Annotated in this window: 12 protein-coding genes; 7 read left to right on the top strand and 5 right to left on the bottom strand. The window is 65.4% G+C overall.

Annotation, left to right across the window (positions count from 1 at the left end):
- Positions 1-5 precede the first annotated feature (5 nt).
- The 3 genes from ACQPZ2_RS09790 to ACQPZ2_RS09780 form a co-directional block, all read right to left on the bottom strand.
- Entirely contained in the window at positions 6-440 is a 435-nt protein-coding gene (locus tag ACQPZ2_RS09790) for a hypothetical protein (protein ID WP_433525250.1), read from the bottom strand.
- A gap of 108 nt (positions 441-548) precedes the next feature.
- Positions 549-1,343, bottom strand: coding sequence for a helix-turn-helix transcriptional regulator (locus ACQPZ2_RS09785; RefSeq protein ID WP_433525249.1), 795 nt, complete (start codon positions 1,341-1,343; stop codon positions 549-551).
- Between the two features lie 94 nt (positions 1,344-1,437).
- Positions 1,438-1,647, bottom strand: coding sequence for a YdeI/OmpD-associated family protein (locus ACQPZ2_RS09780; RefSeq protein WP_433525248.1), 210 nt, complete (start codon positions 1,645-1,647; stop codon positions 1,438-1,440).
- A gap of 451 nt (positions 1,648-2,098) precedes the next feature.
- On the opposite strand from ACQPZ2_RS09780, the gene ACQPZ2_RS09775 reads away from it, so the two are divergent.
- From ACQPZ2_RS09775 to ACQPZ2_RS09750, 6 genes are all read left to right on the top strand, one after another.
- Positions 2,099-5,878, top strand: coding sequence for a nitrate reductase subunit alpha (locus ACQPZ2_RS09775; protein ID WP_433525247.1), 3,780 nt, complete (start codon positions 2,099-2,101; stop codon positions 5,876-5,878).
- Positions 5,879-6,001: 123 nt separating this feature from the next.
- Positions 6,002-7,720, top strand: coding sequence for a nitrate reductase subunit beta (narH, locus tag ACQPZ2_RS09770; protein WP_433525246.1), 1,719 nt, complete (start codon positions 6,002-6,004; stop codon positions 7,718-7,720).
- 25 nt (positions 7,721-7,745) lie between these two features.
- Entirely contained in the window at positions 7,746-8,426 is a 681-nt protein-coding gene (gene narJ, locus ACQPZ2_RS09765; protein WP_433527379.1) for a nitrate reductase molybdenum cofactor assembly chaperone, read from the top strand.
- Entirely contained in the window at positions 8,423-9,163 is a 741-nt protein-coding gene (narI, locus tag ACQPZ2_RS09760) for a respiratory nitrate reductase subunit gamma (protein ID WP_433525245.1), read from the top strand. The genes narJ and narI overlap by 4 nt, the downstream gene beginning before the upstream one ends.
- 139 nt (positions 9,164-9,302) lie before the next feature.
- Positions 9,303-10,277 (top strand): alpha/beta hydrolase, encoded by a 975-nt coding sequence (locus ACQPZ2_RS09755; RefSeq protein ID WP_433525244.1) that lies wholly within the window; start codon positions 9,303-9,305, stop codon positions 10,275-10,277.
- Positions 10,278-10,312: 35 nt separating this feature from the next.
- A complete protein-coding gene (locus ACQPZ2_RS09750; protein WP_433525243.1) occupies positions 10,313-10,651 on the top strand; it encodes a TfoX/Sxy family protein in 339 nt (112 codons plus the stop codon).
- Positions 10,652-10,655: 4 nt separating this feature from the next.
- Here ACQPZ2_RS09750 and ACQPZ2_RS09745 read toward each other — a convergent pair whose 3' ends face one another.
- Complete coding sequence (locus ACQPZ2_RS09745) at positions 10,656-12,356, bottom strand: metallophosphoesterase (RefSeq protein ID WP_433525242.1); 1,701 nt, start codon at positions 12,354-12,356, stop codon at positions 10,656-10,658.
- 186 nt (positions 12,357-12,542) lie between these two features.
- Here ACQPZ2_RS09745 and ACQPZ2_RS09740 point away from each other — a divergent pair, with 186 nt between their 5' ends.
- Positions 12,543-12,989, top strand: coding sequence for a cupin domain-containing protein (locus tag ACQPZ2_RS09740; protein ID WP_433525241.1), 447 nt, complete (start codon positions 12,543-12,545; stop codon positions 12,987-12,989).
- Here ACQPZ2_RS09740 and ACQPZ2_RS09735 read toward each other — a convergent pair whose 3' ends face one another.
- The gene (locus ACQPZ2_RS09735) at positions 12,990-13,583 is read right to left on the bottom strand and encodes a TetR/AcrR family transcriptional regulator (RefSeq protein ID WP_433525240.1); all 594 of its coding nucleotides are present in this window, start codon (positions 13,581-13,583) and stop codon (positions 12,990-12,992) included.
- Between the last annotated feature and the right edge of the window lie 37 nt (positions 13,584-13,620).

Below are 13,620 nucleotides of genomic sequence, written 5' to 3'. Positions count from 1 at the left end.
GAGCATCAGGCGCCGGAGATGCCGATCGACGGGCGGACCGTGCCAAGGCGGCCGGGCTCAACGGTCGCGAAGATGCGCCGCGCGTGTACCGCCGCCGGATTGATGGACCAGGGGGCCAGGGCGGTGGTGAACATGAGTTCACACCAGGACAGCGCGGGCACATCACCCGCGGCCAGGGTTGCGATAAGTGACATTTCGCTGTCTCGGCCCGACCAGGCGGCGAGCAGCCAGGCGGCGTCGAGGCGGCCGAGGAATTCCTCGGCGTCCTCGGGTGCGCCGTGCGGGGTGTCAACGGCCAAATGAACCACAGCGGCGATAGCGTGGCGCATTTTGGCATCCAATCCGACGGCGTCGTGCAGCAGCAGCGCTTCCAGTGCGGAGCGCAACTCGACGCCGGGATCGACGGCCGTTTGGGCGGTGCCACGAGCATTGCGGATCATGGAATGCCTCCCGTTTTCGATTTTCCGATGACCGGATCAAATACGTTCGGTATGGCGCTGTCCCGATAATTGTGACATCCGGCGCACCCCAGAAGGTATCTCCACTGGTCAGTGGCTGGCACATAGGCTCCGAATGCCGAGGAAGAATTGAATTCTACCCGGATGATTGCCCGAATCTACCCGGAACAGTTGGGCATCGAGCCGATAACACGCCCCGGAGCCGAGATCGCGCACATGCATGGGCCGATCCCGGCCGTAGGTGGTACCGCCCGCCGCCCACATTCTTCGAAATTCCGGATACGCGCCGAGTTCGCCGAGGAATTCGGTGGACCAGGCGGTATCGCCGGACTGACCGATCAGTCCGCGCAGCCAGTCGACGGTGAGCGCGGCCTCGCGCTCCCATTCGACCATGACCTGTTTGGACAGCTCGTTGCCGAAGAACCAGCGCAGCACATTCACATCGTCGACCAGACCGGGAAAGGCGGCGGCGTAGGAATCATTACAGGACAGGACATTCCAGCGGGTATCGACATAGCCCGCCGCATTCGGCTCGTGCAGGCGCAGTCCGTCGCGCATATCCGCGCCGATCTCATCGCGCAGTTCGAGTACGGAGGGAAATCCGTCCACGCCCAATCCGGCCAGATCGAAAAACAGTCTGCGTTCGGCATCGGTGAGCGGCGCGATCCGATCCAGATATCCGAACAGCGCACTCACCACCGTTCGAGTGGGATGTTCGCGATCGCCGCCCTCGAGGTGGGTGATATAGCTGGCGCTCACGCCCGCGGCGAATGCCAGCTTTTCGCGCGAAATACGTCGATCGTCGCGCAGTCTGCGCAACTCACCCCCGAACGTGGGCGGGCGCACTGGAGCCCCGTCACCGCCATCGGTCGACCTGCTTGGCACAGCAATCCACTCCTATGAAGCTGTAGGTGTATCGACAAAGTCGGGTAGTTCTGCACAGAGGCGAGCCGATCCGATATTAAACGAAGGGTTTGCTCTAATTTCCGACCAACACCCGCGTGTCGGGGCCGCCACGCGGACATCTGGTACGCGTTCGAATGTGCTGAAGCAGCAATAATATTCGCGCCGAGCGGCCGGTAGAACACCTTGCCGCGGCGACCACCTTCTCGATGCGGCGGGTCCGCGGCTCTGGACGCTTCGCCGCGTCAACCCCCGCGACGAGTTCGCGGCGGGTCGAAAACGACAACGCATCGATGCCCCCGCGTACCCCGGCGCCCCGGCCGGATCCGCCAGGACATCGACGGTCGGCAAACCGACAGCGAATGGATCGGCGGCCCGCAGAACGGCTTCGCGCGGGACGGTTCGACCACCGCGCACGAGTGTGGAATCAGCCCCCCGAGCCCTCACCGGACGTGTTAACAAATGTAAACCGCCTGAGAACCGGCGGTTTCCAAAGCATCACCGGCTAGCCCCCGAAACACCATCCGCGAGCCGTATTTCGGCCGGTCAGAGCGGATCCTCCCTGGTCACATCGATGTCTTCGGCATTTCGCGGCAATCGCGCGGTGACCGCCACGTTGCGTCGACCTCACACCTCACGGTCACGGCGTGCGGGCTGTGAGAGATTCGTTTGGACGTGCGTCGCGACCTCCTTACAGTCGGTGCAACAGCCCGATTTCACAGCTCGAAGGGGGCGTCGTGGTTAATTCGCGCACTCAGGCTTCCGCGTCCTCCGATTCGGCCGATCGGCAATCTACCGACGCAAGTGACGCACTGCTGCGTCTCGGCAAATATTTTCACCGGGGCGAGGTCTCGGCGGACCAGCGCAGCCTGCATCAGGTGGGCGGGCGCAGTGCCGACGAGTTCTATCGGGACCGCTGGTCGCACGACAAGGTGGTGCGCTCCACGCACGGGGTCAACTGCACCGGGTCCTGCTCCTGGAAGATCTACGTCAAGGACGGCGTGATCACCTGGGAGTCGCAGCAGACGGACTATCCCTCGGTCGGCGCGGACAAACCCGAATACGAACCACGCGGCTGCCCGCGCGGCGCGTCCTTCTCCTGGTACACCTACTCCCCCGCGCGCGTGCGTTACCCGTATGTGCGCGGCGTGCTGCTGGAGCTGTATCGCGAGGCGAAGGAGCGGCTCAAGGATCCGGTGCTGGCCTGGGGATCCATTGTGGAGGATCCGGAAAAGGCCAAGCGCTACAAGTCTTCTCGCGGCAAGGGCGGATTCGTCCGCGCGGAATGGTGGGAGGCCGCCGAAATCGCCGCCGCCGCGCACGTCCACACGATCAAGAAGTACGGGCCCGACCGGGTGGCCGGGTTCTCCCCCATTCCGGCTATGTCGATGGTCAGCCATGCCGTGGGCGCACGGTTCATTTCGATGCTCGGCGGCTCGATGCTGTCGTTCTACGACTGGTACGCGGACCTGCCGGTGGCCTCCCCGCAGGTGTTCGGGGACCAGACCGATGTGCCGGAATCGGCCGACTGGTTCGATGCGGGTTACCTCATCATGTGGGGTTCGAACGTCCCGGTGACCCGGACCCCGGACGCGCACTACATGACCGAGGCGCGCTACCGCGGTCAGAAGGTCGTCGTGGTCTCACCCGACTATGCGGACAACACCAAATTCGCCGATGAATGGGTGCCCGCGCGACCGGGAACCGATGCGGCCCTTGCCATGTCGATGGGCCATGTGATCCTCAAGGAATTCTTCGTCGAGCGCGGCACGCCACGGTTCCTCGACTACGTCAAGCGCTACACCGACCTGCCGTTCCTGGTGTGCCTCGACGATCCGGAGGGCTGGGACGCCAATGGCAACTACCACCACGACGGCGCGCTGCCCGGCAAATTCCTCACCGCCGCCGACCTCGGCCACACCGACGAGACCGCCGAGCACAAGATGGTGCTGCTCGATGCCGAGGGCAATCCGGTGGTGCCCAACGGTTCGCTCGGCCATCGCTTCACCGCGGGTGATGCGGGCAAGTGGAACCTGGATCTCGAGGGCGTCGATCCGCTGCTGACCCTGCACGACCGCGCCGACCAGCACCCGGTCGCGGTGCAGTTGCCGCGCTTCGATACCGATACCGCGGGCGTGCTGGTACGCGGCGTACCGACGATCACTGTCGCGGGTAAGCGGGTCACCACAGTGTTCGATCTGCTGCTCGCGCAGTACGGCGTGGGACGCGACGGGCTGCCCGGCACCTGGCCGACCGGCTACGACGATGCCGCCGAGCCCTACACCCCGGCCTGGCAGGAAGCCATTACCGGCGTACCCGCCGCACAGGCGCAGCGGATCGCCCGCGAATTCGCCGATAACGCCGATAAATCCGGCGGCCGCTCGATGATCCTGATGGGCGCGGGCACCAACCACTGGTTCCACTCCGACCAGATCTACCGCTCCTTCTTCACGCTGACGCTGCTCACCGGCTGTCAGGGCGTGAACGGCGGCGGCTGGGCGCATTACGTCGGCCAGGAGAAGTGCCGTCCGGTAACCGGCTGGTCCACCCTGGCTTTCGGCTTGGACTGGCAGCGACCACCGCGTCAGATGCAGGGCACGGTGTTCTGGTACCTCAGCAATGACCAGTGGCGCTACGACCCGTTCACCGCCCAGTCCTTCGCTTCCCCGCTGGGCACCGGGAAATTCGCGGGCCGCACCGCTGCGGACAATATCGCGCTGGCCAGTCGCCTCGGCTGGATGCCGAGTTATCCGACGTTCGACCGCAATCCGCTGGATCTGGTGGACGAGGCCGAGGCCGCGGGCAAGACCGCGCCCGAACACGTGGTGGACGGGCTGAAATCCGGCGACCTGCGCTTCGCCTGCGAAGATCCCGATGCGCCGGAGAACTTTCCGCGCTGCCTGACCGTGTGGCGGGCGAATCTGCTCGGCTCCTCCGGCAAGGGCAACGAGTACTTCCACAAGCACCTGCTCGGCGCGGACTCCAATCTGCAGACCACCGACGCCGCGGGTGTGCGGCCGCAGGAGCTGGTCTGGCGCGAGGAAGCGCCGAGCGGGAAGCTGGATCTGCTGCTTTCGCTGGACTTCCGGATGACCAGCACCACGCTGTTCTCCGATATCGTGCTGCCCGCGGCCACCTGGTACGAGAAGCACGATCTGTCCTCCACCGATATGCACCCGTTCGTGCACGCCTTCTCCCCCGCCATCTCCCCGCCGTGGGAGGCCAAGACGGACTTCGAGGCCTTCCACCGGATCGCGCGCGGATTCTCCTGGATGGCCGAGAAGCATCTGGGCAAGCGCAAAGATATCGTCGCGGTACCGCTGCAGCACGATTCGCCGGATGCGCTGGCGCAGGCCGGTGGGCGCGTACTGGACTGGAAAGCCGGTGAGTGCGAACCGATTCCGGGTAAGACCATGCCCAAGCTGGTCGTGGTCGAGCGGGACTACCCGAAGCTCGCGGAGAAGATGGCCGCACTCGGACCGCTGATCGATACGCTCGGCGTCACCACCAAGGGCGTCACCACGCATCCGGACGAAGAGGTGGCCTACCTCGCCGGGGTGAACGGCACCGTGGTTTCCGGTGTGGCCCAGGGACGTCCGTCGCTGGCCAAGGACACCCACGCGGCCGAGGCGATCCTCGCGCTGTCCGGCACCACCAACGGCAGGCTCGCGGTCGAGGGCTTCCATGCACTGGAGCGGCGTACCGGTACCGAGCTGGCCGATCTCGCCGCCGAGCACGAGGGCAAGCGAATCACCTTCGCGGACACCCAATCCCGACCGGTGCCGGTGATCACCTCGCCGGAGTGGTCGGGCAGTGAGACCGGCGGACGGCGGTATTCGCCGTTCACCATCAATACCGAACGACTCAAGCCATGGCACACCCTGACCGGGCGCCAGCACTTCTACCTCGATCACGACTGGATGGCCGAACTCGGCGAGCAGCTGCCGGTATTCCGGCCGCCGCTCGATATGAGCGCGCTGTTCAGCGAGCCAGGGGTGGGGTCCGTCGGTGACAACGGCGTCACCGTTCGGTACCTGACCCCGCATTCCAAGTGGTCCATCCACTCGGCGTACCAGGACAATCTGCACATGCTGACGCTCTCGCGCGGCGGGCAGTCGATCTGGATGTCGGATCGGGACGCCGCGAAAATCGGTGTGTCGGACAATGATTGGATCGAGGCGGTCAACCGCAACGGTGTGGTTGTCGCGCGAGCCATCGTCAGCCACCGGATGCCCGAGGGCACGGTGTTCATGTACCACGCCCAGGACCGGGCGGTCGATGTGCCACGCATCGAGGGTGCGCCGGGCGGATTCGATTGGGGCGCACCGGATAAGCAGCCCGGCAAGGGTAAGCGCGGCGGCATCCACAACGCGCTGACCCGCATCATGATCAAGCCATCGCATCTCATCGGCGGTTATGCGCAGCAGTCCTTCGCGCTGAATTACCACGGCCCCACCGGAAATCAGCGCGACGAGGTCACGACGATTCGCCGACGCTCGCAGGAAGTGGAGTACTGACATGAGCGCGACGAGGTCACACTGCGTCATTGGCCGACGCTCACAGGAAGTGGAGTACTGACATGAGCGCGACGAGGTCACACTGCGTCATTGGCCGACGCTCGCAGGAAGTGGAGTACTGACATGCGTGTCATGGCACAAATGGCCATGGTGATGAACCTGGACAAATGCATCGGGTGTCACACCTGCAGCGTCACCTGCAAGCAGGCGTGGACCAACCGCGGCGGCACCGAGTACATGTGGTTCAACAATGTGGAAACCCGTCCCGGACAGGGTTATCCACGGCAGTACCAGGACCAGGAGAAGTGGAAGGGCGGCTGGACGCTCAACAAACGCGGCAAGCTGACCCTCAAGTCGGGCTCGCGACTGAAGCGGCTGCTCAATATCTTCGCCAATCCGGATCTGCCCACGGTCTCGGACTACTACGAGCCGTGGAGCTACGACTACGACAATCTGCTGTCCGCGCCCGCGATGGACACCAGTCCGGTCGCGCGGCCGAAATCGCTGATCACCGGCCAGGATACGAAGATCACCTGGGGCGCCAACTGGGATGACGACCTGGGCTCCGGACCGGAGCAGGTCGGTAAGGACCCGCTGCTGGCCAAGCTGTCGGATCAGGTGAAGCTGGAGTTCGAACAGACCTTCATGTTCTACCTGCCGCGGATCTGCGAGCACTGCCTCAATCCGTCGTGTGTGGCCTCGTGCCCGTCGGGTGCGATCTACAAGCGGTCCGAGGACGGCATTGTGCTTGTCGACCAGGACAAATGCCGTGGCTGGCGACAGTGCGTCAGCGGCTGCCCGTACAAGAAGATCTACTTCAACCACAAGACGGGCAAGGCGGAGAAGTGCACGTTCTGCTACCCGCGCGTGGAAGTCGGTATTCCGACGGTCTGTTCGGAGACATGCGTCGGTCGGCTCCGCTACATCGGCGTCATGCTGTACGACGCGGATGCCGTGCAGGCGGCAGCCTCGGTCACCGAAACCAAGGATCTGTACCCCTCACAACTCGGAGTGTTCCTCAATCCGCATGATCCGCGGGTGATCGCGGAGGCCGAGCGGGCCGGGATCTCGCCGGAGTGGATCGAGGCCGCGCAGAATTCGCCGGTCTACAAATTGATCGTCGATTACCAGATCGCGCTGCCGCTGCATCCGGAATACCGCACCATGCCGATGGTTTGGTACGTGCCGCCGCTGTCGCCGGTGGTGGATGTGCTCTCCGAGACCGGACACGATGCCGAGGACGCGTCGAATCTGTTCGGCGCCATCGATGCACTGCGCATTCCGGTCGAGTACCTGGCCGAGCTTTTCACCGCCGGTGAGATCGGGCCGGTGCGCGCGTCGCTGCAGCGGCTGGCGGCCATGCGGTCGTTCATGCGCTCGGTGAACCTCGGTATGGAGCCGGATCCGTCGATCGCACCCTCGGTGCGGTTGGAGCCGGAGGAGATCGAGGCGATGTACCGGCTGCTGGCCATCGCGAAGTACGAACACCGGTACGTGATTCCGCAGGGCGCGACATCACAGGCGCACGAACTGGATTCGCTGGCGACCGGATGCAGCTTGGATACCGACGGCGGACCGGGTATGACGGCATTCGACACGATGGTGGAGAAGTTCCATCTGACCGACACCAATGGCGCTGCGCCGGACGAGAAGTCGAATCGGATCAATTTGCTGAACTGGGATGGGCGCAGTACCGACGGACTGCTGCCGACCGCGCGCAACGGCAATGGGGCCAATGGGCACGGCGCGAACGAGACCGATGGCTCGGCGAAAAACGGTGCGGCCACGAATGGCTCGACCAACGGTTCGGTCACCCCGACGCCGACCGGAGCGACGAAATGAATCCGCTGACACCCGGAGGCGCATGATGGCACTGCTGAAGGTGCGCCGCAGGCCCGAGCCCGTCGCTCAGCTGTCCGAGCGCGATTGCCGCCTGGTGTGGCGGATCGCCGCGCTGCTGCTCGACTATCCGAGCGAGCGGATGCTGGCGACCATCGACCAGATCGACGACGCCGCAACGCAATTGCCGGACGTGGTAGGCGCGCCGCTGCTGGAATTCATTCACCACCTGCGTGCCACGCCGCCGATCACGCTGGCCCAGCAATACGTCGAAACCTTCGATATGCGCCGCCGCTCGAGCATGCATCTGACGTTCTACGCCTACGGTGACACCCGCAAACGTGGTATGGCGTTGTTGCGGTTCAAGCACGCCTACCGGCACGCCGGTGTCGAACTCGGTGACGAGGAATTGCCCGACCACCTGCCGGTGCTGCTGGAATTCGCCGCGACCGTCGACCCGATCGGCGGTGAGCGTCTGCTGGGCGAACACGTTCCGGTGATCGAACTCCTGCGACTTTCACTGGTAGACAACGGCTCCCCGTACGCCGGAGTGCTGGCGGCCGTCGTCGCCACGCTGCCGCCGCTGACCACTGCGGACCGGCGTCGCATAGCCGAACTCGCCGCCCAGGGACCGCCGGAGGAAGAGGTCGGTCTCGACCCCTTCGCCATGGACCCATCGCTGTTCGACGGATCGGAAGCCCGCCGATGACCACCGCCTTCTGGATGACGCTGCCCTACGTGGCCTTCACCTCGTTCGTGCTCGGCCACCTGTGGCGCTATCGCAACGACCAATTCGGTTGGACCACACGGTCTTCCCAGAGCTACGAGAGCCGTCTGCTGCGGCTGGGCAGCCCGCTGTTCCACTTCGGCATGCTCGGGGTCATCGGCGGGCACGTGCTCGGCGTGCTGATCCCGGAATCCTGGACCGACGCCGTCGGCATCTCCGAGCACACCTACCATGTGGTCGCGGTCGCGGCGGGTTCGGTCGCCGGACTCGCGGTGATCCTCGGCGTCGGCATCCTGCTCTACCGCCGCATCACCGTCCCCGCCGTCCGCAAGGCCACCACGCGCAATGACCAGCTCATGTATGTGCTGCTGGCCGCCGCGCTGATCACCGGTCTGCTCAATACCTGGGGCAGCAATCTGCTGTGGGGCACCTACAACTATCGCGAGACCGTATCCCCGTGGTTCCGTAGCCTTTTCACGGTCCATCCGGAACCCGAGCTGATGGTCGGCACGCCGTGGACCTTCCAGCTGCACGGTCTCGTCGTGCTGACGCTCATCGCCATCTGGCCCTACACCCGTCTGGTCCACATGTTCAGTGCGCCGGTCGGCTACCTGACCCGGCCGTACATCGTGTACCGCGCAAAGGAATCCAACGCCCCGGACAAGCGTCGCTACGCGCGTGCCTGGGATGCCCCGGTCACGCCCGAAACCTGGCGCTGACCCCCGAGTTCGGGTCCTCTCACCCGATGCCCCGCAGCCCCGTCCTCCCTGATCAGGAGGGCGGGGCTGTGCGCTTTCCCGGCAAACACGCTCGTCGAATCCCGAGGACATGCTCACGGCCGTGATAGGAATTCGACCCATGTACCGGCTAGTGCGATGCCTGGTTTTCCTGTTGGCGGTCTGCGCCGCGACCATTCCCGTAACCGCCGGAGCCGATCCCGGCTCCCGGATCCTCGATGTCCGGCCGCTCGGCGGGCGAGAGTTCGAGGTCGTGGTCCATTCGGCGGCGATGAATCGGCCCATCACACTGTGGATGTCGCATCCCGGTACAGGTGCGCCCGCACTCTATCTTCTCAATGCGATCGACGGCGGCGAGGACGGCGGACCGTGGACGCGCCGCACGGATGTCGCGGATTTCTTCGCGGATAAGAACGTCAATGTGATCGTGCCGATGAGTGGGCGCGCGAGTTACTACACCGATTGGCTCGACGACGATCCGGTCCTGGGCCGCAACAAGTGGACGACGTTCCTGACCCAGGAGCTGCCGCCGCTGCTGGGTTCGCGTTTCGGTATGACCGGGCGCAATGCCGTTGCGGGCCTGTCGATGTCGGCGACCTCGGCACTGAATCTGGCCATCGGCGCACCCGGCATGTATCAGGCCGTGGGTGCCTACAGCGGCTGCCCGCGCACCAGTGACCCCGCCGCCATCGCCTATCTGCACTCCCAGCTCGCGGTCTTCGGCGCGAATGCGGGCAACATGTGGGGCGCCCCGGACAATCCGGCCTGGGCCGAGCACGATCCGATGCTGCACGTGGACCGGCTGCGCGGCTTGGCGCTCTACGTCTCGTCGGGCAACGGCGCACCGGGCGTGCACGAAACCCTCGGCGATGTCGGCATCGATGGCAATCCGGTCCGGCTGCTCGACCGCATGCTGGTCGGCGGTGTCATGGAGACCGTCATCGATGGCTGCACCGGCCCCTTCGTGGACCGGCTGGCCGAGGCAGGCATACCCGCCACCGTGAATCTCCGTCCGGCGGGCACGCACGCCTGGTCGTACTGGCAGGACGACCTCCACCAGTCCTGGCCGCTGTTCGCCGCCGCGCTGGGCGCATAGCCGACACTTGTCGGTGCCCTGGTCGACAATGCGGTATGGCCTATGACAAAGTGCTCGCCGATCGGATCCGGGAGCTGATCGACCCGACACCCGACGTGAGCGAAAAGAAGATGTTCGGCGGTCTCGCCTTCCTGATCAACGGCAATATGGCGGTGGCGGCGAGCCGGACGGGCGGTCTACTCGTCCGCGTCGACCCGCAGGAGAGCACCACCCTGCTCGCCCGCGAATACGTCGGCACGATGGTGATGGGCGGTCGCGAAATGCACAACTGGCTGCGGGTCGACGGCGTGGCCGTCGCCGATGACGAAGCGCTCGATGAATGGGTCGACCGCGGTGTCAGTTATGCGCGTTCGCTGCCGCCGAAGGAGAAATAGCGGCTCAGTGGACCAGGCGGCGGAAGGTGAGTTTGTCGAATTCCCGACCGTATTCGTCCACCGCGACCACATCCATTTCGCTGGCGAAGATGCCGGGGCGGACATCGACGCGCAGGAACGAGTAGTTGCGGAACCGCACTCGCGACCAGGAAGCCGCTTCGTCCTGTTTGCCGCCGGACGCGGTCCACACATAGCTGTTCGGGACCGTCGTGTCCGGTAATTCGTGGCCGCGGAACGTTTCCTGCGAACCGGGTTGGAAGTCGTAGCGTGGGCGGCCACCACCGCCGACGGTGTAGTAGACCGTGCCGTCCGTATCCGGGTAGACGATCGAATTGTCCGCGGCGATCCTGGTCGCGGCGCCGGCGCGGATCGGATCCGTGCGTTCGTAGACGTGATTGTGGCCCTGCAGCACCAGATCCACCTGATACCGGTCGAACAATCCGGCCCACGCATCGCGCACGCCGCCGTCGCTGGCATGGGCGTCGGTGGTCGAGTACGCGCAGTGGTGGAAGAAGCACACCAGGAAGTCGATATTCGGGTCCGCGCGGTAGGCGGCGAGAGTACGCTCCACCCAACTCGTCTGCGCCCCACCGGAATACCCGGTATTGGCCTTGATCTCATAGCTGACGTCATTGGCGTCGAGCGAGAGTACCGCGACATTGCCATAGGTGAACGAATACGCCGACGGGCAGCCCGCGGGGCCGTTGCCGGGGAAGTCCAGCCGCGCCAGATGTCCGCCGTAGCCGTGCTGGCCGTAGGTCGCTTCCATATCGTGGTTGCCGGTGGCGAACATCCACGGCGTCTCGGCGGCACTGCGTTCGATGGCCCCGAAGTAGACATCCCACACGTAGGGGTTGTACTTGTCGAACCCGGATTCGAGCTTCGCGCCGCTGGCGACGAATTCGTTCGGCTTGCCCCCGCCGGACGGGTCGGCATAGGCGATATCACCGGCGAGAATGTGGAAATCCGGTTTGGCGGCCGCGATTTGGCGCAGCACATTGCTCGCGTGCGGCGCGTTCGGATCGTTATCGGCCTTGTAGTACTTATCGTCGTAGTCGCCGGGCACGGTGCCCTGCGGCAGCGCCGGAGTCTCGTCGGTGCCCTGATCGCCCATCATCGTGAACCGGAACGGCAGGATCGCGCTACGCGCGCTCGGCATCGCGGGTGCGGCGGCACGGATATCGCCGGTGAAGCCGTCGGAGGTGCGCCAACGATAGAAATGCGGCACACGTCCGGGTAGTCCGTCGACGGGGGCGTGCACGTAGAACTGTTCGGCCGCCAGGACACCGCCGTCGGCGGAGGGGACCTGGGTCAGCAGATTACGAACCTCGGCCTCGATGGTGCCGCCGAGCGCCGGCGTCGGGCCGTGGTCCAGGAAGACCTTGGTACCGGCCGGTGGCCGGGAGAGCTGACCGGCGAACCGGAGCTGACTCGTCGCATCCGCTCCGTATCCGACACGTCGACCGCCGACCGCGAGCTGCGCATCCTCGGCGTAGGCGCGCCTGCCGAACGGTGAGGTGCCGATGGCCGCGACCGCGGCGGCCGCCGCGGCACCGCGCAGCACATTGCGCCGGGAGACCGGGTGCCGACGTAGGTAGTTCCGATGCCACTCGTGCTGCTCGTCCATGGTCATATGGGCGGCGTTGGCAGCGGGAATTCCGGTATCCGGAAGATCGCCAGCGGGGTTCATCGGATTCGACGGCACGGCACCGATGCTCTACGGCCCCATCGCATCACGCAACTCGACACCGCTTCCCAGGCACGAACAATCAGTGAACTCTGGTCCGCGCGACTCAATAGCTTCGCAAATCGCCCAAAACGAACGAATGCCCCAGCGGCAGTGGCGATCTCACCCCTTTTTCGGCGGCGCCTTCCGGACTAGGCTGCGGCGATGACGTCATTTACGCGTGCGGCGGCCGTGGCGGTCGTCCTGGGCGGTTCCGTATTCGGTGCCGCGACCGCACATGCGACGCCCGGTACCGACATCACCGCGGTCACCCTCGCCCAAGCGCAGATTCCCGCGGGCCTTCTCCCGTTCGTCGCGGGCACCGATCTCGTCGTCCGCGAAATCGCCATCGCGCCAGGCGGTTCCACCGGCTGGCACTATCACTACGGTCCGGTCTTCGGCTTCGTCCGCTCGGGCACCCTCACTCATCCGGGCCCCGACTGCGTGGCCCCGGTCTTCCACACCGGCGATTTCATCTACGAACCCGAGGGCGCCTGGAACGTGCACATCGGCCGCAATCTCGGCCCCGACCCGCTCGTCCTCGACGTCGTCTACGCGCCGCCCACCGGTAAGCCGCTCTTCGAAGACGCCGACGCCCCCGACTGCGCGTAGTCAGCCCGGCGTCCGCTGCCGCACCAGCGGCAGGTACACCTCGTCGACGATTTCGATCACCACCTCATCGGGTGCGGTGGGGACCCCGCGCAGCACGAATTCGTTGCGCAACAAGACGATTGCCACCGTGGCGACCCGTGGATGTAGCGCCTCGGGTGCGGCCTCACCGCGGGCGACCGCACGGCCGAGAATGGTCAGCCAGGTGGCGGCACCGGAGTCCGTGGAGTGCTCGGGTAGCTGCGCGAGCAGTTCCGCCGCGCCACCGGCCGCTGCCAATAAGTCGCGCATGACCCCACCGAGGGGTGAGCTCCAGTGTCGGTTGGCGCGGCGGAGCATCTCGAGTACGTCCTCGCGCAGGTTGCCGGTATCGGGGGGCTGAACGGCGGTCGTCAGCTGCCGGTAGGCGGCGACGCCGAGTGCGAGGCGATTCGGCCAGCGGCGGTAGATGGCGTTCTTATTGGTGCCCGCGCGGATCGCGACTCTGTCCATGGTCAGTCCGGCGTATCCGGATTCGGTCAGCTCATCTGCGGCAGCGCGCAGGATCGCCTCCTCGAGCGCTGGACCACGCCGCCGCGTTCGCCCGGGTTGTTCCACGCCTGCCACCTTTCGCCAATCGAAACTCATCGTACCT

Origin of the sequence: Nocardia pseudovaccinii (assembly GCF_050942345.1) — a bacterium.
Taxonomy (GTDB): Bacteria; Actinomycetota; Actinomycetes; order Mycobacteriales; family Mycobacteriaceae; genus Nocardia; species Nocardia pseudovaccinii.
Note: the sequence above shows the minus strand (reverse complement) of the source record. Positions and strands in the feature narration are given on the sequence as shown.

Coding starts and splice junctions, on each gene's coding strand:
- ACQPZ2_RS09740 (WP_433525241.1), top strand. CDS start 12,543: ATGACGTCATTTACGCGTGCGGCGGCCGTGGCGGTCGTCCTGGGCGGT.
- narI (WP_433525245.1), top strand. CDS start 8,423: ATGACCACCGCCTTCTGGATGACGCTGCCCTACGTGGCCTTCACCTCG.
- narH (WP_433525246.1), top strand. CDS start 6,002: ATGCGTGTCATGGCACAAATGGCCATGGTGATGAACCTGGACAAATGC.
- ACQPZ2_RS09755 (WP_433525244.1), top strand. CDS start 9,303: ATGTACCGGCTAGTGCGATGCCTGGTTTTCCTGTTGGCGGTCTGCGCC.
- ACQPZ2_RS09790 (WP_433525250.1), bottom strand. CDS start 440: ATGATCCGCAATGCTCGTGGCACCGCCCAAACGGCCGTCGATCCCGGC.
- ACQPZ2_RS09750 (WP_433525243.1), top strand. CDS start 10,313: ATGGCCTATGACAAAGTGCTCGCCGATCGGATCCGGGAGCTGATCGAC.
- narJ (WP_433527379.1), top strand. CDS start 7,746: ATGGCACTGCTGAAGGTGCGCCGCAGGCCCGAGCCCGTCGCTCAGCTG.